17 protein-coding genes are annotated in these 20,330 nt (G+C 67.8%); 10 read left to right on the top strand and 7 right to left on the bottom strand.

Annotated features, from left to right (window positions below):
* Positions 1–24: 24 nt before the first annotated feature.
* The gene (locus ACR3IO_RS02840; protein ID WP_434069642.1) at positions 25–1,137 is read right to left on the bottom strand and encodes a DNA cytosine methyltransferase; all 1,113 of its coding nucleotides are present in this window, start codon (positions 1,135–1,137) and stop codon (positions 25–27) included.
* 456 nt (positions 1,138–1,593) lie between these two features.
* On the opposite strand from ACR3IO_RS02840, the gene ACR3IO_RS02835 reads away from it, so the two are divergent.
* Positions 1,594–3,585 (top strand): 3'-5' exonuclease, encoded by a 1,992-nt coding sequence (locus tag ACR3IO_RS02835; RefSeq protein WP_434069641.1) that lies wholly within the window; start codon positions 1,594–1,596, stop codon positions 3,583–3,585.
* Here the strand turns inward: ACR3IO_RS02835 and ACR3IO_RS02830 are convergent.
* Positions 3,540–6,110, bottom strand: a complete 2,571-nt coding sequence (locus ACR3IO_RS02830; protein WP_434069640.1) for a GmrSD restriction endonuclease domain-containing protein — start codon at positions 6,108–6,110, stop codon at positions 3,540–3,542. The two genes, ACR3IO_RS02835 and ACR3IO_RS02830, sit on opposite strands and share 46 nt — an antisense overlap.
* A gap of 114 nt (positions 6,111–6,224) precedes the next feature.
* On the opposite strand from ACR3IO_RS02830, the gene ACR3IO_RS02825 reads away from it, so the two are divergent.
* Entirely contained in the window at positions 6,225–7,328 is a 1,104-nt protein-coding gene (locus ACR3IO_RS02825) for a PD-(D/E)XK nuclease family protein (RefSeq protein WP_434069639.1), read from the top strand.
* A 212-nt stretch (positions 7,329–7,540) separates the two neighbouring features.
* On the opposite strand, the gene ACR3IO_RS02820 is transcribed toward ACR3IO_RS02825, so the two are convergent.
* Complete coding sequence (locus ACR3IO_RS02820; RefSeq protein WP_434069638.1) at positions 7,541–7,945, bottom strand: hypothetical protein; 405 nt, start codon at positions 7,943–7,945, stop codon at positions 7,541–7,543.
* Positions 7,946–8,083: 138 nt separating this feature from the next.
* Between ACR3IO_RS02820 and ACR3IO_RS02815 the strand changes: the two genes are divergently transcribed.
* The 4 genes from ACR3IO_RS02815 (at position 8,084) to ACR3IO_RS02800 (ending at position 13,215) form a co-directional block, all read left to right on the top strand.
* Positions 8,084–9,658, top strand: a complete 1,575-nt coding sequence (locus tag ACR3IO_RS02815) for a hypothetical protein (RefSeq protein WP_434069637.1) — start codon at positions 8,084–8,086, stop codon at positions 9,656–9,658.
* A 54-nt stretch (positions 9,659–9,712) separates the two neighbouring features.
* Positions 9,713–11,227 carry a DUF2868 domain-containing protein gene (locus ACR3IO_RS02810; protein ID WP_434069636.1) on the top strand — a complete coding sequence of 505 codons (1,515 nt, stop codon included), beginning with the start codon at positions 9,713–9,715 and terminating at the stop codon, positions 11,225–11,227.
* An 80-nt stretch (positions 11,228–11,307) separates the two neighbouring features.
* Complete coding sequence (locus ACR3IO_RS02805) at positions 11,308–12,798, top strand: DUF3482 domain-containing protein (RefSeq protein ID WP_434069635.1); 1,491 nt, start codon at positions 11,308–11,310, stop codon at positions 12,796–12,798.
* 147 nt (positions 12,799–12,945) lie between these two features.
* Positions 12,946–13,215, top strand: coding sequence for a hypothetical protein (locus tag ACR3IO_RS02800; RefSeq protein WP_434069634.1), 270 nt, complete (start codon positions 12,946–12,948; stop codon positions 13,213–13,215).
* Positions 13,216–13,344: 129 nt separating this feature from the next.
* On the opposite strand, the gene ACR3IO_RS02795 is transcribed toward ACR3IO_RS02800, so the two are convergent.
* Both ACR3IO_RS02795 and ACR3IO_RS02790 read right to left on the bottom strand, forming a co-directional pair.
* On the bottom strand, positions 13,345–13,713 hold the full coding sequence (locus ACR3IO_RS02795) for a hypothetical protein (protein WP_434069633.1): 369 nt from the start codon (positions 13,711–13,713) through the stop codon (positions 13,345–13,347).
* 53 nt (positions 13,714–13,766) lie between these two features.
* Positions 13,767–14,234, bottom strand: coding sequence for a helix-turn-helix domain-containing protein (locus ACR3IO_RS02790; RefSeq protein ID WP_434069632.1), 468 nt, complete (start codon positions 14,232–14,234; stop codon positions 13,767–13,769).
* A 143-nt stretch (positions 14,235–14,377) separates the two neighbouring features.
* Between ACR3IO_RS02790 and ACR3IO_RS02785 the strand changes: the two genes are divergently transcribed.
* The 3 genes from ACR3IO_RS02785 (at position 14,378) to ACR3IO_RS02775 (ending at position 19,178) form a co-directional block, all read left to right on the top strand.
* Positions 14,378–14,584 (top strand): ribbon-helix-helix protein, CopG family, encoded by a 207-nt coding sequence (locus ACR3IO_RS02785; protein ID WP_055861989.1) that lies wholly within the window; start codon positions 14,378–14,380, stop codon positions 14,582–14,584.
* Positions 14,581–15,027: a type II toxin-antitoxin system death-on-curing family toxin gene (locus ACR3IO_RS02780; protein ID WP_434069631.1), complete on the top strand. Its 447-nt coding sequence runs from the start codon at positions 14,581–14,583 to the stop codon at positions 15,025–15,027. The genes ACR3IO_RS02785 and ACR3IO_RS02780 overlap by 4 nt, the downstream gene beginning before the upstream one ends.
* Before the next feature lie 320 nt (positions 15,028–15,347).
* Complete coding sequence (locus tag ACR3IO_RS02775; RefSeq protein WP_434069630.1) at positions 15,348–19,178, top strand: hypothetical protein; 3,831 nt, start codon at positions 15,348–15,350, stop codon at positions 19,176–19,178.
* A gap of 87 nt (positions 19,179–19,265) precedes the next feature.
* Here ACR3IO_RS02775 and ACR3IO_RS02770 read toward each other — a convergent pair whose 3' ends face one another.
* Positions 19,266–19,427 carry a hypothetical protein gene (locus ACR3IO_RS02770; protein ID WP_434069629.1) on the bottom strand — a complete coding sequence of 54 codons (162 nt, stop codon included), beginning with the start codon at positions 19,425–19,427 and terminating at the stop codon, positions 19,266–19,268.
* Positions 19,428–19,614: 187 nt separating this feature from the next.
* Between ACR3IO_RS02770 and ACR3IO_RS02765 the strand changes: the two genes are divergently transcribed.
* Positions 19,615–19,833, top strand: coding sequence for a hypothetical protein (locus ACR3IO_RS02765; protein WP_434069628.1), 219 nt, complete (start codon positions 19,615–19,617; stop codon positions 19,831–19,833).
* 57 nt (positions 19,834–19,890) lie between these two features.
* Here the strand turns inward: ACR3IO_RS02765 and ACR3IO_RS02760 are convergent, their stop codons facing one another.
* Complete coding sequence (locus tag ACR3IO_RS02760) at positions 19,891–20,268, bottom strand: YciI family protein (protein ID WP_434069627.1); 378 nt, start codon at positions 20,266–20,268, stop codon at positions 19,891–19,893.
* Positions 20,269–20,330 lie beyond the last annotated feature (62 nt).

Genomic DNA, 20,330 nt, shown 5'->3' with positions numbered 1-20,330 from the left:
GGCGTGTTCGACGCTGAACTGGGGCTAAGCCATGGCCGCAGTCGGTTCTTCGCTCTCCATCTTGGCGAAGGAACCCGCCGAGAAGAGACTCGAGAACACCGCCGTGCCCAGTTGTGGGGGTACGGCGTTGCCGATCATCGTCGCCATCGCGGCACGGGTGCTGCACGTCGAGAAATCGAAGTAATCGGGGAACCCCTGAATGCGCGCCGCTTCATGCGCGGTCAGGGCCCGCCGAAGGTCGGGGTGCATGTAGCGGCCCTGACCGATGCTGCCGAAGCCGCTCGTGATCGTCTGCGCAGGCTGGTCCCAGCGCAAGCGGCCGTACATCGACTTGTAGCTGTGCGCGCCCTGGTGGCACTTGGGTCGGCGATCGTTGGGCAGGTCGTACGCGTCATTCTCGAGCAGCCAGCGCATGCGTTCGAGGTTGTCGGCCTTCGCCTGTGGTGGGCGGTCACGCGGGTCATCGCCGACTACATGGGCGAGGTCGCCGATGGCCCACTCGAGGTCGTGGCGGATCTCGTTGCGTTCGATGTGCTCGAAGACCGAGGCCGGCGCGACTTCGCCGCGCTTCGTCGCGAGCATGATGTGACGCCGCCGGGTCTGCGCAACGCCCAGCGAGTCGACCGACACGACCCGGTGCTCGACTCGGTAGTCGAGCTCACCCAGCCGCCGCTCCGCCCGCGCAACCACACCCTCGACGTCGTGGCGATCGCGAAGCACCGCCGGCACGTTCTCGATCAGCACGACCTTCGGAGCGAGGATCTCGGCCGCGCGAACCATGCGCAGATACAGCGCGTTCTTCTCGTCGACGCGACGAGTGTGGTTGTTCAGGTTGCTGTGGCCCTGGCACGGAGGGCCGCCGACGAGGATGTCGATCGCACCACGTTCGCCGAGCTCGTTCGCCGTTCGACGCTCGGCGAGCGTCGCCTCCGAGCCGAGAGCGCCGTCGAAGAATTCCTCGACGGGCGCGGTGGCGATGCGCTGCGCCGATGGGAAGTTGCGGCGGTACGCATCCGTCGCCTCCGCCTCGAAATCGACGGCGAGCGCGATCTCGAGAGCAAGGTCGTTCGCCAGCGCGGCCTGCGCGATGCCCAGTGTGATGCCGCCGCATCCGGCGAACAGATCGACGAGCCGCACGCGTCGTTCGCCTGACTCGAAATCGGGTCGAGTCGCGACCCGAAGCGGATGCTCGGGCCTGGCGGGCAGGACGGTTCTCACGAGGACCAACGGTAGTCGCTTCGTCACGTTGCATGCCGGACCGCGGTTGGACCGGGCCGATACGATGACGGCACTGCCCCGCCGAACGAAGGTGCCCGCGCGATGCCCAATGTGCTCTGGTCCGACATCAATGGATTGAAGGCCCCCGAGCTCGACTCCGCGGTTCAGAAGCGCGAGATCGCGTTCATCAACAAGCTGCGCAAGGACGACACCGCGGACGGCCTTCGCATCAAGCCGATGACGGATGCTGCCGACCCGCGCGCCCGCACCGGCCGGGTCACGCAGGGCTGGCGTGCCGTGCTCTTCAGGTTCGACTCGAGCGACGGTGTACGCACCTACGTGTACGCGGGCACTTGGCCGCACGACGAGGGCAACATGCTCGCCAAGACCAGGCGTCTCGAAGGCAACCCCGTCAACGGCATCGCCGAGTTCGTGGACGTCTCCGCGCTGGCCCCGCCGGTGCAGGTGATCTACGACGGGGCAGCTTCCCAGACGCTGTCGTACCTCGAGAGCGAACACAATTACAGCATCGCGGATCTCACGGACGCACTCGGATTCGATGCGCGTTCGGCACGAGCACTGCTCGCAGCGACATCCGGAGATGAAGTTCTGGCGCTCGCGGAGGCGTTTCCGAATGCGTGGCAGCAGCACGCGGCGCTCGCCCTCGCCGTCGGAGACCCGCTCGACAAGATTCGCGAGGAGCTCGCGATCGGGGTCGGCCCCGCGGACGAGGAAGCACCCGGTCTCACGGAGGACGATCGGATTCTCCGTGCCCTGGAGCACCCGGCCGCCAAGATGCAGTTCGCCTACATCGACAGCGACGAGTCGCTCCAGCGGATCATCGAGGAAGGCAGCCTCGGAGCGTGGCGAGTGTTCCTGCACCCTGAGCAGCAGCGATACGCGACCGGTCATTGGAACGGACCGTTCCGGCTGACGGGTGGCGCAGGCACGGGCAAGACCGTGGTACTCCTGCACCGTGCACGGCATCTCGCCGAAGTGGATCCGGCCTCGACGGTCGTTCTCACGACATTCACGCGAGCGCTCGCCGAGAATCTGAAGAGCGATCTGCAAGCGCTCGACCCCGCGTCACCGATTTCCGACGCACTCGGAAAGCCTGGGATTCTCGTGCGCGGAGTCGATCAGCTCGCGACGGCGGTTCGGTTCAAGGCAGGCAACGGATTCGGGGCTGCAGCGGCCGCCGTCTTCGGTGCGCCGTGCGGAAAGGTGTCGCAGGTGACGTCGAACGACGAGGGCTGGGCGACCGCTATCGCGGCCGTCGCCCCGGCGCTGCCCGATTCGATCGCGCACCCTGCGTTCTTCGAGCAGGAGTACCTGCAGGTCGTTCTTCCCGCCCGAGTATCCGACGCCGACGAGTACTTCTCGGTGAGGCGGCCGGGTCGTGGCGTCGCGCTCGACCGCCAGAAGCGCGTCGAGGTGTGGAAAGTCATCGAGGCGTACCGGGTGAACGCTCGACAGGCTGGAACCGTGAGCTGGGCGGAACAGGCTGCGATCTCAGCCGCTTGGCTCGATGCGGCCGGCGTCGCCACTGGAGTGCTCGTCGGCCACGTACTCGTCGATGAAGGGCAGGATCTCAGCCCTGCGCACTGGCAGTTCCTTCGCGCGCTGGCGGCACCCGGCGCGGACGATCTCTTCATCGCCGAAGACACCCACCAGCGCATCTACGGGCAGCATGTCGTGCTCGCGCGCTACGGAATCCGCATCGTCGGTCGATCGCGTCGGTTGACCCTCAACTACCGCACGACCGAGCAGAACCTGAAGTACGCGCTCGGCGTGCTCGACGGCGGCGAGTACGCCGACAGCGAGAACGAGGGCGAGGGAGTCGGCGGCTATCGATCAGCCCGTCGGGGACCCGTGCCATCGTCGTTCGCAGGTCCGGACGACGAGGCGCAGGTGCAGCACATCGCCGCGCTCATCACCGCCTGGATCGAAGATGGCGTGGAACCGGCAGCCATCGCCGTGCTCGCGCGTACGAACGATCGGGCAGCTTCGGCGCGAGACGGGCTCAACCGACACGGCATCGCGCTCAACCACATCAAGTCGGCGCAGCGAGACGGCGACAAGCCGGTCGCGCTGACCATGCACACCGCCAAGGGCATGGAATTCAATCGCGTCGTGCTGTTCGACGTCTCCGACGGGGTGATGCCCGCTGCTCAGGTGCTGCAGAAGCTGCCGCCCGAGGAACACGAGGACGCGCTGCTTCGCGAGCGATCGCTGCTCTACGTCGCCGCGAGTCGCGCCCGCGATGTGCTCGTGGTCACGTGGAAGGGCGAGCCGTCACCGCTGCTTCGACGTTCACCCGATCAGCTCGCCCCGACCGATTCTGCTGCAGCGAACTCGGCGTCGTAGCGGTCGATCTCACTCAAGAACCAGGTGAGTACATCAGCAATCGAGTCGCGCGTTGCCGCGTACTCGAGCGATGCGAGCGGCGCTGAGGGGTAACGGAGCGCGGAAATGTCGTCGGTCAGGTCTGCGACCCGAGACGCATTGAGTCGCGACTTGTACTCTTCGCGGAGTTCCGGCTCGTCGAACGGGGGCCGATGTTCGAGCGTGGCGAACGGGAACTCGATCGAGCCGCTCGCATACAAGATGATCGGCTTGATCGGCTTCGGCCGCGCACCCGACGCCGGAGCGATGAGGTGACAGGAATTGCCATCGGCGTTGTACTCGATGCGACCGCCGAGCGACTCCCACGAATCGAGGAGGGCATTCACCCCGTTGGAGGTCGACGGAGTGAACTCCAAAGCAACCACTTCGAGGAACGCATTCCGGGTTTCCGATTCGTCCTCGCGTGGTTCGACATCCGATCGGATGACCAGTCCGATTGCCTCTGCGAGTTCGGTGACCGACATTCGCTGGTTCTGGGACGCTCGGAGTTCGGGGTCGAACTCGATGCCCTCCGCTCGAAGCAATTCGACTGGGTCGATACCGGCATTCGGGCTCTCCGCTGCCCACACGAAGTTGGGTGCGACCGAACCGAAGCGCTTCAGCACGCGATAGGCGTTCGGCACGACGGTGCTCGAGAGGTGGTGCCCGAGTGGCACAGGATGGGTTCCCGCCACCGCTGCGACGTCGCCATAGCTCGCCCAGCGACCAGCGGGAATCGCATCGATCGCGTCGAGAGCGACCTTCCAGGTCACGCCGGCGTCGCTGACATCGGTGTCGTCGAGCGGTGCCATCCAATTCTCGGAGATGCGCTTCGAGATGACCGCTCCCCGCTCGAGGATCTCCGCGCGACCCCATCGCTCGTGTGTTGCGATCTCAGCGTTCATGCGAATGCCGGAAGCGCTGAGAAGCTCGCGCTTCTGTTGGAACGGATTGTTGCTCAGCTCGGAGTTGTACCCGGTGAGGGTGAGATTCGCCAAGGTATGGAGGTATTCCTCTTGCACCTCGTCGGCGGATTCGAAGTCGCCGAGATCCCGTTCCAGCGACTCCCGCCAAGGAGCGCTGATCGTCTGAGGCATGACGTGCTCGATCGTCAGATTCTCGAGCTCGACCTGTTCCTTTCCGACAAGTTGCCGGTCGCCGAATTGGAGCGGCGTCGACTGCTCGAGCCAGGAGAGAAGGGTCTTCCGTTGGCTCGATCGCCCCTGGTAGTAGAAGGGCTTGGTGATCACCGCATCTGCGATCTGGGCATCTGTCGCGAAGAACTTCCGACCGCGTGAAAGGTAGCCGTGAAGCGACGCCACCGCGTCTTCTTCGCCGACTTCACCCGGCGCGCCGTAGAGAATGCGGGAGATGCCATTGGTCGAAGCTCCCACCACCAAGCGCCGCACCATGAACGACTCGATGAGATGCAGGGCGGAGGTCAGCCCGTCATTGTCGAGTCGTCCCTCTGCCCGCAGCCGTAGCAGATGCAGCATCAGTGGTTCCGCAGCGGCGAGGCGCCACTGGCTGCCCCGCTGCAGCTGCTTTCGAACCTGGGCGTTCGACTCTCCTTCCGGCTTTCGGATGAGGCTGAACAGCTTCGCGAGATCGCTGAAACGCCGAACCTCGGCGACGATCTGGTCGTCGTCGAGGTCGCGCAAGCGTTCGACCTGAAGGGTGTAGATATCGCCCTGCTTCGCGAGCGGGTTCCGCCAGATCAAATCGATCCAGAACAAGGTCTCGAGGTCGGACGGCGACAGTGTTCGCTGCATCGGCAGCCACCAGCTGTCGTAGATCTCCTCGCCCCGGCCACCGAGGCGCATGAAGAGATAGTTACGAAGCAGATCGCCCTGCGTCAGCTTCAACCCGGTGTTGTTCAGGGACTCGAAGATCCGATAGACGTTGTCATCGCCCTTCGCAGTGATCGAGACGAAGACGAGACCGTTCAGCACCGCGGATTCGATGCGATCGATATCGTGAGGGTCGTCAGGGGCATCCGCCTGGTGAATGCGCGTTCTGAAGAACCGGTACGCCTCGAGGATTCCGGACTGCGGAGCGCCGTCGACATTTCGGCTGATGATCGAGCGGTATGCATCTCGATCAGCCTGTGTGGGCAGGAGCTTGAGGCGGTCGTCGCCGCGCTTGAACCGGTCGACCAGATACGACTCCTCGAGGCGCGCCATCTTCTCGGGATGGTCCGGCTCCACCTCTGCGTAGTGGTCGCGCAGCGCGCAGATCAGGAGTGTGAGCGTCGTCAGACGTTGCTGGCCATCGACGACGAGGAACTCGCTGCCGCTCGGTCCAACCTGTCCGAGTGAGAGCACGAGAGAGCCGGTGAAATGCGTGGCGTGGGGTGCGTCGACGCGATGCTCGGCGAGCTCGACGATGTCGCTCCACAGGCGATCCAACTGCTTCGTCGTCCAGGAGTAGGGCCGCTGATATAGCGGAACTCGGTACTGCTTCGAACCTTCGAGCACCTGTTGGAGGCGGGTCTCCTGCACGTCCATGTGTCTGCGTGTCCTTCAGTCGATGGCTGGAACTCTGTCAGCGTACCCGCGGGGTTCGCAGTGGCAGCGACTGCTTCCCGCTGATACGTCGCGTTAGTCAGTACCGTGGGTGGCATGACGCTCGACATGTCGTTCCTCCGCGCGGCATCGAGTCTTGCGCGAACGAGACCGCGGCCCGTGAACGTCTACGACATCCTCCGAGAGGGCTGGCGCGAAACACGCGTCGACATGACGCTGCAGTTCTTTCTGGATCCCAACGAGCGTCACGGACTCGGAACTTTGGTGATCGACGCGCTGCTCCGCCTCCTCGACGGTGTGAACGCGATCGGGCCGGCTGGGAAGGATGGCAGAGTGTTCGTCGCCGAGGATGCTCTTGGCTCGGACGCATGGGAGATCGGGACCCAGGTCGAGTACATCGACGTCTTCGCGGTCAACCATGAACTCGACATCGCGATCGTGCTCGAGAACAAGATCGGTCATGTGCTCGACAACCCACTGCAGAAGTACGCCGAGCATGCCAGTAGCCTCGGGCTCTCGACCGTGATCGTGGCCGTGCTGGCACCTGACGAGAGAACGCATTTCGATCAGGCACAGCAACAGTTCCTTTCGACAGCGATCACCTACGCGGGCCTGAGCGAAGCCATCAAGCGGGCGCCACAGCTGCTCGAGTTCCTCCTCGCACCCAAGGATCTCGACCAACGACGAAGTCTTGACCTGCTCCAACAGTTCATGGAAGCAAGAATCGGAGACGTGGCGATGACTGAACTCGAAGACGAAGCGAAGCGGTTGGATGAGTGGCGGGACATCCTCGAAGAGCACGGCGCTGCGATCGCAGCATTTCAGGAGGCCCGCAGCACCATCGGCAGACTGGTTCGCGATCGCAGAAAGCGGCTCGAACCGCTCATCGCAGAGCGTCTGGCGGCTGAAGGTCTCGTGACCGAATGGGAAGCCCATGGCGGTCTTCACGAAGAGACCTGGAATGCCTACTACTTTCCGGAAGCGGACTGGACCGTGGAGCTGAAATTCTCGGCTGACCCGGCGCGTCCGATGATATTCGTGTACGACCGGCGCGGACTCACCTACAAGGATGCGAGCATCGCCCCCCTCGGACTCGCGTGGACCGCAACGGACGAAGAGATCACCGATTCATTCCTGGAACAAGTGGTCCTGATTATTGCTCAAGCGAAAGCGGGCATCCGAAAGGGCCCGACCACCTGAGACCGTAATGATTCAGATCGGTCGTGGCGAGATCCGCGACCGAACTATGCGCGAGCGTCGCGCATGCCACATGCACGCACCCTCTGCGGCTCTCGGCTTCCGCGGCAAGTTTCGAACTTCGCAGATTCTGGACGAATGTCGGCGGCAGCCCCTAACGTCGGAATCTTCGGCTACGGCTGGAGTCTTCGAGGAGCACCAGTATGGGCTTCGACTCACCGCTCAGAGCGCACGAGCAGGTTTCGCGCGGCATCAGCGACGGCGGCTTGCACAGTGGGCCGGGTGGCACGTATGCCACGGCCGACCGGGAGCAGTTCCTCGCTGACGTTCAGGCGCTCGAACTGCGTGTCGCGATCATCGACAACCGCTTCGAGCGCCTCGCCGCGCGTCCTGACGACGCGTTCCAGGCGTTTCGCCGCGACACCATCGCACGGATGCGATCCGTCGCCGCGCGAGCTCGGACTCTCGAGGTCGCCGGCTGGCTCGACGAGCCGCGTCGTCGCCACGTCGCTGCGGTGCTCACTCTGGTTCGCCGCCGCGTCGCCGAACTCGATACGCAGCACGAAACGTACGGCGACCGTCGAGCGCGGCGCCGGGATGGTCCGGTCGTGCGTCAGCACGTGGCATCTGCTCGTCCGGATCCCGTGGTCGCTCGCCCTGCCTGACTCCGCGCGCATGAGTCGCGGTCACCGAAGAGCCTCGGCCGCCGACGGCCTTGCGCATCCGTACAATGTCCCCACCCGAACGAAAGAGTGTCCATGACGACATCAGCCGAAGCATCCGTCGGAACCGAGTTGGCCGAGACCGACGACCGGGCGATCAGCCTGGTCGAGATCGAGCCCGGTCTGGCGGTTCTCTTCGCAGACCACGTGCCCGTCGGTCTCGACGTCGTTCCGTTCGAGATGACGACAACACGAGCACGCGCGCAACTCACCGACCGGCTCGCTGTCGCGTCAGGGCTCGGAAATCTGGCGGCGCAGGGTATCCAAGCCGCGACGAACGTGCAGGGCCTGGTTCGGTTGGCCCCAGAGACGCTGCAGGCACTGCAGACGGCGCAGCCGATGGTGTCCGGCGGGTGGAACCTGGGTTCGCTCGTCGACGGGAGCGGCAAGATCGCGGCGTCGGTGCGTTGGGCTCCTGCGACCGGTGTTCAGAGCGTGACGATGATCGCGGCGCTTGGCCCGGCAGCGGCGATGCTCGCCATGCAGGTGCAGCTCGCCTCCATCTCGCGCCGCATCGACGAGAACATCGAACTGACCCGTGACGTGCTCCACGCCCTGCACGAAGATCAGTGGACGACCCTGCTCGGTCTGCACGAGACGACAATGCGCGCGGTGCGAGAGGCCAGGATCGCCGGCATCGTCAACGACCACATCTTCGCCGCTGTCTCCACGCGGGAGGCCGATCTCCGAAAGCAGCAGCACCTGTTCCTCTCGTTCGTCCAGCGGCACATCGCAGCGCTCGACGCAGATGCCTCGAGCCGTCGCGCCTACATCGAGAAGTACGTCGAGCAGATCATCGCGGACACGCACGGACTGCTGATGGCCGAGGGGTCGTGGTATCGCTCGCAGGTGCTGCGGGCCGCCCGCATCGCAGGCGATGACGCGCATTCTGTCGAGAACGAGAAGCTGCTCGCCGATCTCGTCGAGGTGACCGAGCGCGAACACACCCGTGACCTCGAGACGATCGCGAATCTGCTCGGAGTACTCGAACGTCAGTGCCGGCTGATGGCCGAACTGCCGGCCGAGCGCAGTCTGCCGTTCACTGGCAAGCGTCGGAGCATCCGCGACACGGTGGCGATGTCCGAAGCGCTCGCCGATCTCGTGGCATCGCTGCGCAACCGAGTCAATGTGCGGCCACCCGTTGCTGACCCGTCGCTTGCGGTCTTCAAGGAGCCCGTGCCCGAAGACGTGCTTCGCATCCTGCGATGGGCCGTTCCCGGGCAGAGCGACCTGCTTGCGATCGCCGACGTGAATCTCGATCGCCTCGTCGGCGACAACGCCTACCTCGGCGTCACGCCCGAGCGGCTCTTCATCTCCTCTCAGAGCGCGGTTCGCAAGCAGGGGGTGATCGAGCGGGACGTGCCCCTGACCGACATCCGGTACGTGAGGTTCCGCGAACGCGAGAAGCAAGGTCCGGTCCTCGACGTCATCACTGCCGACGAGAACATTCGCCTGACCTTCGACAGTTGGGCGGCGACAGGAGACGGCCTCGATGTCGCTCGCCGACTCGGGAACCTCCTCGCCTCGACGATGGACATTCCGGAAAGCGAACGGCGGACCGATCCGTTGTTGCCCGCGAAGGAGCCGGAAGCGCTGGCGATCGCGCAATGAGGCCGCACGAGAACGTGCCTACTCCCGGCCCAGCCGCGGCATAGACTCCGCAGCATGGACGAGTCGGCCGCCCTCGAGACGACCGCGGCGCGCGCCGTCGAGACGGCTGATCGCGAGCGCGTGCTGTGGTCCGATGCCGACCGGGAGTGGGCGAGCCGCGCGGCGGCGGCGATCGTGGGGGAGCGGGCGAGCGCCGAGGAGTTCCTCGGGCGGCGCGCGCAGCTCGTGCTCGAACGGGTCGGCACACGCCAGCCCGCGGTGACGCGCACGGTGCGCGGCATCCGATGGCGTCCGTGGGTGGGCGTCGTGACGGTGATCGCCGCGTTCGTGTTGGGCCTGCTCATCGATCGCATCGGCGGCGGGTCGAGCATCAACCTGCTCGCACCGCCGGTGTTCGCGCTCGTCGCGTGGAACCTCGTCGTGTACGTCTGGCTGCTCGTGCGTCGGCTGGTGCTCCGGCGCGGCGCGGCCGGTCCGGTGCGGTCCGTCTTGATCCGGGTCGCGTCGGTGCGGGCATCCGGCGACATCAACCGAGCGGATGCCGCGACCGCCGCCAGGCGCACCGTGCTCGCGGCGCTGCCCCGTGAGTGGGCGCGCGTCGCCGCACCGCTCTACGGGGCGCGCGCCGCGCGCGTGCTGCATCTCGCGGCGGCGGCGACCGCGCTCGGCCTGATCGCCGGGCTCTACCTGCGCGGGCTCGCGTTCGAGTACCGCGCGTCGTGGGAGAGCACGTTCCTCGGCGCCGAGCAGGTGCACGCGCTGCTCGCCGTGACGCTCGCGCCCGGATCGTGGCTCACCGGCATCCCGGTGCCCGACGTCGCCGCGATCGAGGCGATCCGCGCGCCCGCGAGCGAGAACGCCGCGAGCTGGATGCACCTCATAGCCGGCACGGTCGCCGTCGTCGTCATCGTTCCGCGACTGGTGCTCGCCGTCGTCGCGGGGCTGGTCGAGCGGCGCCGCGCCAAGAACGTCGCGCTGCCGGTCGACGAGGCGTACTACCGACGCCTCGTCGCCGGGTGGGTGGGCGAGCCGGCGCGGGTGCGCGTCATCCCGTACAGCTACACCCTCGCGCCCGAGGCTCGCACCGGGCTCGAGGCCATCGTCGCGCGGGCGTACGGCAACGCCGCCGCGACCATCGACGAGGCCGTCGCGTGGGGCGACGACCTCGACCACGGCCAAGTGACGGATGCCGCGGGCGGGCGAATCGCCGACGCGGGGGAGATCCGCCTGCCGCTGTTCAGCCTCACGGCGACACCCGAGGATGACGCGCACGGCGCGTTCCTCGTGCAACTCGGGGCGCTGGGCGGCGAAGGCCGCGGCGCGGCATCCGGAACCACCGTCGCGCTCGTCGACGAGTCCGCGTTCCTCGCACGCTGGGGCGACGACGCGCAGCGCCGCGACGACCGCCGCGCGGCGTGGCGCGAGCTGCTCGAGGCGCACGGGAGCGTTCCGGTGTTCGTCGACCTCGCCGACCCCGACCTGGCGGCGGCCGAGGCGCAGCTCGCCGCCGCGGCATCCGCTCGTGGGGGCGACGGGAGTGCCACGACCGAGGCGGGGTGGAGGGCATGAGCGGGCACGCGGCACCCGACGGGGGTGAGCGGGGGCGGGGTCTCGATACGGCTGCTTCGCTGACTGCTCGACCGCCTGAGGTGCGCGGCCTCGACGCCGGGGCCGTCTCGCTCTCGCTCATCTCGCACACCAACGCGGGCAAGACGACGCTCGCGCGCACGCTGCTCGGGCGCGATGTCGGCGAGGTGCGCGACGCCCCGCACGTCACCGCCGAGGCGACGCCGTTCCCGCTCGTGCAGACCTCCGACGGCGACCTGCTGACGCTCTGGGACACCCCGGGCTTCGGCGACAGCGTGCGCCTCGCGCGCCGGCTGCGGCAGGACCGCAACCCCATCGGCTGGTTCCTCACGCAGGTGTGGGACCGCTACCAGGACCGTGCGCTGTGGCTCAGCCAGCTCGCCGTGCGCAACGTCGCCGAGCAGGCCGACGTCGTGCTCTACCTCGTGAACGCCGCCGAGGCGCCCGCCGACGCCGGCTACCTCGCCCCCGAGCTCGAGGTGCTCGAGTGGATCGGCAAGCCCGTGCTCGTGCTGCTCAACCAGACCGGTCCGCCGCGCGAGCGGGCGGTCGAAGAAGCGGATGCCGCGCGCTGGCGTGCCGCGCTCGGCCCCACCACCAACGTGCGCGACGTGCTCGCCTTCGACGCGTTCGCGCGTTGTTGGGTGCAGGAGTTCACATTGTTCCAGGCGATCGAACCGCTGGTTCCGGATGCCTCGGGGCGGGCCTTCGCGCGACTGTCAGTCGCGTGGCGTGAGCTCCGCATGGGCGAGTTCGACGCCTCGATGGCCGCGCTCGCCGGGCCGATCGCCCGGGCCGCCGCTGACCGCGTCACGCTGCCGGCCGAGCCGCTCACGAACCGGGTCACCGGCTCGTTCGGGCTGCCGAACGCGGCGCGCACCAAGGCGCGATCGGATGCCACCGACGAGATGGCCGCCCGCCTGCAGGCCGACCTGCGGCGGGGCATGGAGCAGCTCATCGCGATCCACCGGCTCGAGGGGCGGGCCGCCGACGAGGTGCTCGAGCGCGTGGCCGACGGCGTGCACCTCGACGCGCCGCTCGACGGCACCCGCACGGCCGCGCTGGGCGGCGTCGTCTCGGGGGCGCTCACTGGACTCGGTGCCGATCTCCTGGCGGGCGGGCTCACGTTCGGCGCGGGCATGGTCGCCGGTGCGATCATTGGCGCGCTCGGCGGCGCGGGCGTGGCGCAGGGCGTCAACGTCGTGCGCGGCCGCACCGAGTCGAGCCTGCGCTGGGAGGAGGCGTTCCTCGATGGGCTCGTGACCTCGGCGCTGCTGCGCTACCTCGCGGTCGCGCACTACGGCCGCGGGCGCGGCGCCTGGCGCGAGGGCGAGTACCCCGAGCACTGGCGGCCGATGGTGGTCGACGCCGTCGTGGCGGAGCAGGATCGGCTCGCGGCGATCTGGGCCCGGCGCGGCGATGGCGAGGAGCGGGTGCCGCGCGTGCAGCGGGAGCTCGAGGAGTTGCTGCGGGAGATGGCGCTCGGGCTGCTCGACGAGCTCTATCCGGGGGCGCTCGACGGCGACACTGCCTCGGTCACGACCAGGAGCTGAGTGTCCATGAGGAGGTCAACTCGCTCGATCGCGATATGGCTCAACGGCTCAACGGCTTTGGTGAGGCGCGGGGCTTCATCCGCGTTTCGCGTCGTGCCATCATTGGCTGCGTCGCCCGACCGGGCGGCGCGATGCAGGAAGGACCCGATGAACATCAAGAGGAAGCTGGCGGCCGGTGCGTTGGCTGTAGGGCTTGTTGCCGGAGTCGGAGCGACCGTGGCTTCTCCGGCGCATGCGACGCGAGAGTACATGCAGACCTTCTCGGGCTATACGACCAAGTCGCGTTGCGTCTCCGAGATGTACGCCGCATTCAATCGGCTTGCTGCGTCGGGCGCCACTCGTACGGGCTACGTCGCGTGCAACTACCGGAACTCCACACTGAAGTGGACGTTCGCGGTCTGGTACGTCTACGTCTGACCGATCTCTGGCGCCCGACGAAGTGGATCCAGCCAGGCAGGGGCTTGTTCTGAGCGGTAGCGTCGGGCGTAGGCCCAGTCGTCGGACAGGGCTGCTGCGCGAGATGGCGCTCGGGCTGCTCGACGAGCTCTACCCGGGGGCGCTCGACGCCGACGGTGCCTGAAGGCCGGCATCGATCGCGTCGAGCAGCGCGGGTGCGTGGGTCGAGATGGTCTCCCAGAGACGCGCGTTGTCTCCGAGCGCGGAGTTGCGGGCGGCCGTCTTGCGGGTTGCCCGGAGCCCGTCGCGCGCGAGTCGAGGCAGGGTGGCCGCGATCGCGGCGGGGAGTTGGCGGTTCACGAGATCGGCGAGGTGGATGACCGCGAGCATGCCGATGTCATAGGCGTCGGAGTCGGCATCCGCGAAGGTTCCGCGCCCGTCGCGGGTTGCGCGCTCGAAGCGCGAGCGAAGTCGAGCGACTTCTTCGGACAGGCGCTCGCGCGAGCGCTCCGAGCCCACGGCTTCGCTCCGCGGGCGTGCAGTGAAACGGCCGCGCGGCGCGTCGCCGTCGGTCACAGCGGCACCGCTTCGCGGCGGAGTGCGCGCACGACCGGATCCGCGTCGTCGTCGACGACGGCATCGACCGGGAACCCGATGAGGTCCGCCACCTCCTGGCGGAACGCCGCAAGGGTGAGAAAGTCGACGTCGGGGCCGGCCCCGACGAGCAGATCGACGTCGCTGTCGGCGGTGTCGGTTCCGCGAGCGGCCGAGCCGAAGACGCGGATGTCGCTGACGCCGTACTTCGGGGCGAGCTCGAGGATGCGCTCGGCGAAGAGCTCGAGGGGGATGGACGGACGCATGCGCGCGGCCCGGAGGATGCGCTCGCGGAGATCGTCGCTCGGTACTCGGGCGCCGGATTCGATCATCGCGAGATTGGGTTGCTTGATGCCGGCCAGGGTCGCGAGCGCCCGCTGCGAGAGCCCGGCGTCTTCGCGCGCCCGGCGCACGAGCGTTGCGGCATCCGACTCACGGGTGGTCATGGGGTCGAGTATATCGCGGTGATATCACGAGCGACCGAGGGAGTTCGTGGCATCCGGGCAACCCCATAGCGAACTCCTCGCCGGCCAGCCATAGTCGCGCAACCCTGCGGTATCATGGCGATACCACTTTGGAAGGGTTTGCTATGGCACTCACGTTGCGCCTCACCGAGGAGCAAGACCGCCTCTTGACCGAACTCGCTGCCGCCGAGCGCCGCTCCAAGAATGAGATCGTCATCATGGCGATCGAGGAGAAGGCCGCGCGCGACGACAAGTCCGCTCGGGTGCGCGCCGCGTTCGACTACGTGATCGAGCGCGACGCCGGCATCCTCGCCAAGCTCGCTGACGCATGACCCGGTACGAGAAGCCGGTCATCTACATCACCCCCGACGAGGTCGATCCGCTCGTCGTCGACCGGCTGGGATTTCACTACCGCGATCGGGGGCTGATGCTCTCGGCCCTCGCCGCGCCGATGCCGGTGTTCGGCGTGGACGTCCATTCCGGTATCTGGGCGAAGGCCGCGGCGCTGTTGACTGCGCTCGCGCGGAACCACCCCCTGATGGATGGCAACAAGCGCACGGCGTGGGTCATCACCATCGCGTTCCTCCGGCTGAACGGGTGGGACGTCGAGATGGATGAGGATGATGCGGTCGCGTTCGTCGTTCGGGTGGCCTCGGACGGGGCAATGGAACCGTACGAGATCGCCGACGCGTTGCAGGCGGCCTGCCCGGATTGGTGGGCTGAGGATTCTGCGATCGACCCGGAATCGTCTGCTCCAGGCGTCCCCCGCTCATAGCGAGAGCTGTCGCGGCAGTTGACGGGGTGACACGCTGTCGTGCCGGAGTGCCGGAGTGCCGGAGTGCCGGAGTGCCGGAGTGCCGGAGTGCCGGAGTGCCGGAGTGCCGGAGTGCCGGAGTGCCCGAATTCAAGCCTCAAGCGCGAAACCGCGCGCTCGTGCCCTCATCTCGCCATGCCCTCTTGACTCACCGTTCGCCGCAGGCGAGGATTGACACGATTCAAGGGAAATCGCTTTCCCGAAGGGGGAGAAGCGATGGATCACGCGCGGCGAGCACGGACGCTGCGACCCAGCACCAGTACTCGATCGAAGGAGATCCTGTGGGTCCGAACGTACGCCGCGGCCGATCACGGCCGCTCATCGCACTGCTGACCGGAACGGCGCTGGCCGCCGGTGCAGCCCTCACCGCCGTGGCGCCGGCATCCGCTGCCGAAGCTGCCGAAGCCGGCAACATCGACCTCGCCTTCGACTTCGGCGGGCCGGCCACGCCGGTCGCCGCCGGCTGGCTCGGCGTGAACCCCGGCACGGCCTACTCAGCAGGAAAAGGCTACGGCTTCACGACCGCGCCGCCCGCCGCGGGCTTCCGCGACCGCGGCGGCGACGACCTCATGGCGCGCGACTTCACCATCGCCAACAACCAGGCGTTCGCGGTCGACGTGCCGAACGGCGCGTACGAGGTCACGACCTTCGCGGGCGACCTCATCGCCAGCAACGGCACGAACTTCGACATCGAGGGCACCGCCTACTCGGGTCCGCGCACGACCACGGGCAACGTGCACGAGGCGTACTTCCCGGCGATCCAGGTCGCCGACGGGCAGCTCAACATCCGCGTCACGGGCGGCGACGGCCGCCTCAACGGCATCAAGGTGCAGACCCCGCTCGCCTCGCCCACGGGCCTCGCGGTCACGGATGTCGCCGCCGACGGCGACCTCGCCGTCACGCTCGGCTGGCAGCCGGTGGCGGATGCCACGGGCTACACGATCTTCCGCTCGGCACCCGGTGGCGAGCTCGTCGCCATCGGTCAGGTGACGGATGCCGCGACCACGACCTTCGACGACACCGACGTGGAACTCGGCGAGAGCTACGACTACGCCATCGCCACGGTGAAGGGCGACCGCGTCTCGCGGCAGAGCGACCGGCTCGCGGCATCCGTCGTCGATCCTGACGTCGCGGCACCCGCGACGCCGACCGGGCTCGCGACCTCCGCGATCGAGCGCAACAGCGTGACGATCGGATGGGGCGACGCCGACGACGTCATCCAGTGGAAGGTGTTCCGCTCGACGCGCGCCGACATCGACTTCGAGCAGGTGGCCACGGTCACCGAGCCCACGTTCACCGACACCGACGTGCTCACCACGCGCCCCTACCTCTACAAGGTCGTCGCGCAGAACGCGGGCGGGGCGTCCGCGGCATCCGAGACTTTCGCAACGGACGTCGCGACGACCCTCGTGCGCCAGGCGGAGTACCTCGACCGGGCGCCCGTCGCCGTGGCTCGCACGGAGGCTGATGGCGGCGGCGTGTACGTCGGCTGGCGCCTGCTCGGCCTCGACGCGCGCGACCTCGGGTTCAACGTGTACCGCGACGGCGTGCTCGTGAACGACGAGCCGCTCACGGGTGCGACGAACCTCGTCGACCCCGACGGCACGACCGAGTCGACGTACCTCGTGACGGCGCTGGTGCCGAGCGCCGACGGCGCTACCCGCGAGGTCACCGTCGCCGACGACTTCGGCGTGTGGGACGACCAGTACCTCGACATCCCGCTGAACAAGCCGGCCGACGACGTGCTGCCCGACGGCAAGACCGTCACGTACGCACCCGGCGACGGCACGGTCGGCGACCTCGACGGTGACGGGGAGTACGAGCTCGTGTTCCTCTGGAACCCGTCGATCTCGAAGGACAACTCGCAGTCCGGCTACACCGGCAAGGTCTACGCCGAGGCCGTGAAGTTCGACGGCACGAGCCTGTGGCGCATCGACCTGGGCATGAACATCCGCGCCGGCGCGCACTACACGCAGCTCGAGGTCTTCGACTTCGACGGCGACGGGCGATCCGAGGTCGCGTTCAAGACGGCGGATGGCACGGTCGACGGCGCCGGCACGGTCATCGGTGACGCGGCCGCCGACTACCGCAACTCCAGCGGCTACATCCTGAGCGGTCCCGAGTATCTCACCGTCTTCGACGGGCCGACGGGCGCCGCCATCGACACGGTCGACTACAACCCGGGCCGCGGCAACGTGAGCTCGTGGGGCGACGCGTACGGAAACCGGGTGGACCGGTTCCTCGCGGGTGTGGCCTACCTCGACGGCGAGCACCCCTCCCTCATCACGAGCCGCGGCTACTACACACGCACCGTGATCGTCGCGTGGGACCTCGTCGACGGGCAGCTGCAGCAGCGCTGGTCGTTCGACTCGAATGACGCCGGCTCGGCCTTCACCGGGCAGGGCAACCACCAGTTCGTGCCCGCCGACGTCGACCGCGACGGACTCGACGAGATCGTCTTCGGCGCCATGACCATCGACGACGACGGCACGCCGCTCTACAACACGCGCCTCTTCCACGGCGACGCGCTGCACGTGGGCGACTTCGACACCGACCGCCTGGGCCTCGAGGTCTACGGCGTGCATGAAGACGTCTCGGGCAACGGCGGCATCGGTGCGAGCTTCCGCGATGCCGAGACCGGCGAGGTGCTCTGGACCACGAAGGCGACGAAGGACACGGGCCGCGGCGTCGCCGCCGACATCGACCCGAGCCACCCGGGCGCCGAGGCGTGGAACATCGGCGGGGATGCCGCGTGGAACTCGCCCGTCGGCACGCTGAAGTCCGCCGACGGCGAGGTGCTGTCGACCGACATCCCGGCGGCGAACTTCGTCACCTGGTGGGACGGCGACCTCACCCGCGAGATCACCGACCACGACTACGACACGGTCAGCGCCACGGGCGTGCCGACGATCTCGAAGTGGGACCCGGCGTCGCAGTCGTCGGTGCTGCTGAAGCGCCTCGACGGCACGCTCACGAACAACACGACCAAGGGCAACCCGGTCGTGCAGGCCGACCTGTTCGGCGACTGGCGCGAAGAGCTCGCGGTGCGACTCGACGACGGCAGCGGCATCCGCATCTCCACGACGACGGATGTCACGGACGCCCGCATCCCGACCCTCATGCACGACTCGCAGTACCGCGTCGGCGTCGCCGGGCAGAACTCGGCGTACAACCAGCCGCCGAACCCGTCGTTCTTCATCGGGGCCGACATGGCGGAGCCGCCCGTGGCGTCGATCGCCTACGTCGGGGCTCCGGCCGCCGACGAGACGGCGCCCGTCATCGCCGGCCTGCCCTCGGGCACGGTCGTCGACGACGAGCCGCTGCAGCTCGCGATCACCGCCGACGACGCCGAGAGCGGCATCCGCTCACTGGTCGTGACGGTGGGTGGCGAGACGGTCGAGGCGGATGCCGCGGTCGACCTCGCGGCCCTCGGGCTCGCGGGTGACATCGAGGTGCTCGTGACCGCGACGAACCACGCCGGGCTCGTCTCGACGGCGTCGTCGACGCTGCTCGTGGTGCCGGCGACCGGGGCTTCCGTTGTGCCGGGCAAGGGCACGCTCTCGAACACGAGCGGATGGCTGAACGGCCTGCACAACGGCGACTACGACGTCGTCATGAACCTCTGGTACGGCACGCCGGGCAGTATTTTCCGCCTCTACGAGAACGGTGCGCTGGTCTCGACGAAGGTGCTCGGTTCCACGGATGGTCTCTCGCAGACGACCGGTGTCACGTTCACGGGCAAGCCCAACGGCACCTACGTCTACACGGGCGAGCTCATCAACCCGGTCGGCACGACGGCGACGACCTCGACGACGGTCAAGGTCACGCAGGCCTCGCCCGCGGTGCCGGTCGTCTCGACCGACCAGAAGAAGGGCGCGAGCTCGTTCACCGCGACCGCCAACCTCTGGTGGGGCACGAACGCGACGTCGTACCGCTTCGAGCTCGACGGGGTTTCGGTGGGCTCCGGCTCGCTGGTCGCGGCCACGCCCGGCGCCCAGGCCGCCACGGTCAAGCTCACGGATGTCGCGCCGGGCACGCACTCGCTCGTCGCCGTGTTCGCCAACGCCAACGGCGAGACCGAGTCGAAGCCGGTGCAGGTGGTGGTGAAGTAGGGCGACCCGGCAGGAGGGCAGCGGATGCCGCGGCATCCGCTGCCCTCCTCGTCACGTCACGGCGGCCGGCCATCGAACGACCGAGCGTCACTCGCTCTGGGTATCGCGGACGATGGTCTCGTCGTCGGGGAGTTCGTCGTTCGGGAGCCCCTCGTCGACGGACTGAACGCCCGCCGGCACCTCGGTGCGATCGACGTCGCGGTTGCGGTCGTCGTTGTCACGGCGGTCGTCGGGCGGATCCGTCATCATCGCTCCCATCGTCGGCTTCGCACGGATGTGCGAGAGTCCAACCCTCACGTGCCGCGGCGCCTGCGCGGAAGGGCTTGACATCGGTTCGCGACATCCGCAGTCCGGCATCGTTCCGGCCTCGTTCCGCAACCCCTTGCACCCGCTCGGCCCTGCGAAGGAGCATGAACGCATCGACCGAGGAGACGACATGAGCGACACCACCGCACCCGACGACGGCCAGCTACCCGACGACCGCGACTTCGCCGACGACCCCGACGAGCAGCGGCGCCTGCGCGCCGAGCACGACCGCGAGCTCGGCGTCGACCCGTTCTTCGAGGGAGCGAACATCACTGAGAGCGACGGCCCCGACCTCGAGGCCGGCGACGACCTCGACACCGGCGGAGGGCACCGCACCCCGCGCGAGTGAACCGAGCGACCCTGGCGCGGCCGTGCACGGAGTGCGGGCCGACGCCATCACCGGATGTCAGGCGGCGGGCGGCTCCTGGAAGGCCCGCACCTCGATGCGGCCCTGCAACGCCAAGGCTGCCCTCGTCGCCCATTCGACGGCCGCGCTCTCGTCTGCCGCCTCGATGATCCAGAATCCGCCGACGTACTGCGATGCCTCGACGAATGGCTCGTCGAGCACCCGGGGCTCGCCCGACGAGGGGTCGACGGTCTTCGCGGATGACGGCGGGTAGAGCCCGCCCGCGAACACGAACGCACCCGAGTCCTTGAGCGCGGTGTTGAACTCGTCGACCGCTGCCAGTACGGCGGCCAGGTCGGCGGGGTCGATGTCCTGCATCGATGCCATGGTCGGCTCTTCCGCGGAGTCGTGGGGAACGGTGAGGAAGTACTGCGTCATGATCGAACCTTTCGTCATCGGGCTCCGCTGGGAGCCCCTCTTTCTCATACGTCGAACAGAAC

Source organism: Agromyces sp. Marseille-Q5079, assembly GCF_051016555.1.
Lineage (GTDB): Bacteria > Actinomycetota > Actinomycetes > Actinomycetales > Microbacteriaceae > Agromyces.
The sequence above is the reverse complement of the archived record's forward strand: the minus strand, read 5'-3'. Positions and strand labels throughout refer to the sequence as shown.

Bases quoted from the DNA above. Each gene is read 5' to 3' on its own strand.
- ACR3IO_RS02815 (WP_434069637.1), top strand. From the start codon at position 8,084: ATGACGACATCAGCCGAAGCATCCGTCGGAACCGAGTTGGCCGAGACC.
- ACR3IO_RS02785 (WP_055861989.1), top strand. From the start codon at position 14,378: ATGGCACTCACGTTGCGCCTCACCGAGGAGCAAGACCGCCTCTTGACC.
- ACR3IO_RS02810 (WP_434069636.1), top strand. From the start codon at position 9,713: ATGGACGAGTCGGCCGCCCTCGAGACGACCGCGGCGCGCGCCGTCGAG.
- ACR3IO_RS02830 (WP_434069640.1), bottom strand. From the start codon at position 6,110: ATGGACGTGCAGGAGACCCGCCTCCAACAGGTGCTCGAAGGTTCGAAG.
- ACR3IO_RS02825 (WP_434069639.1), top strand. From the start codon at position 6,225: ATGACGCTCGACATGTCGTTCCTCCGCGCGGCATCGAGTCTTGCGCGA.
- ACR3IO_RS02765 (WP_434069628.1), top strand. From the start codon at position 19,615: ATGAGCGACACCACCGCACCCGACGACGGCCAGCTACCCGACGACCGC.
- ACR3IO_RS02760 (WP_434069627.1), bottom strand. From the start codon at position 20,268: ATGACGCAGTACTTCCTCACCGTTCCCCACGACTCCGCGGAAGAGCCG.
- ACR3IO_RS02800 (WP_434069634.1), top strand. From the start codon at position 12,946: ATGAACATCAAGAGGAAGCTGGCGGCCGGTGCGTTGGCTGTAGGGCTT.
- ACR3IO_RS02835 (WP_434069641.1), top strand. From the start codon at position 1,594: ATGCTCGCCAAGACCAGGCGTCTCGAAGGCAACCCCGTCAACGGCATC.
- ACR3IO_RS02780 (WP_434069631.1), top strand. From the start codon at position 14,581: ATGACCCGGTACGAGAAGCCGGTCATCTACATCACCCCCGACGAGGTC.
- ACR3IO_RS02770 (WP_434069629.1), bottom strand. From the start codon at position 19,427: ATGATGACGGATCCGCCCGACGACCGCCGTGACAACGACGACCGCAAC.
- ACR3IO_RS02790 (WP_434069632.1), bottom strand. From the start codon at position 14,234: ATGACCACCCGTGAGTCGGATGCCGCAACGCTCGTGCGCCGGGCGCGC.